The sequence below is a fragment of the Aliivibrio sp. S4MY1 genome (assembly GCF_028765545.1).
Taxonomy (GTDB): Bacteria; Pseudomonadota; Gammaproteobacteria; order Enterobacterales; family Vibrionaceae; genus Aliivibrio.
This window is the reverse complement of record NZ_JARACP010000079.1, coordinates 1-307: the sequence shown is the minus strand read 5'-3', so window position 1 is coordinate 307 and position 307 is coordinate 1. Positions and strand designations below refer to the sequence as shown.

Genomic DNA, 307 nt, shown 5'->3' with positions numbered 1-307 from the left:
TCTCGAAATTGTAATGCAAAAATTAGTAAATGGGCTGCCGTTGAACGTTGGTCTGGAGATATATCTTGTGAATTTTATATTAATAGTAAAAAACTGAAAGGAAGTAGAAATTCATTAAGTACAAACTTTGATCTATTTAATGACTCTACTGTAATTCGTTACGATATTATTGCAGGGAAAGATTATCGATCAGAGCCGATGGATCCTGAAACTGGAATTTAATCATTAAGGCTATTGAAATGAAACTTCTCGTAAAACTCATATTAGCTGTACTTTTCCTTGTAATATTAGGTATGGGCGCAGCTTC

Annotated in this window: 1 pseudogene; it reads left to right on the top strand. The window is 32.9% G+C overall.

Annotated features, from left to right (window positions below):
• Positions 1-222, top strand: a pseudogene (locus tag PVK71_RS20415) (hypothetical protein); the annotation flags it as partial.
• Positions 223-307: the final 85 nt, after the last annotated feature.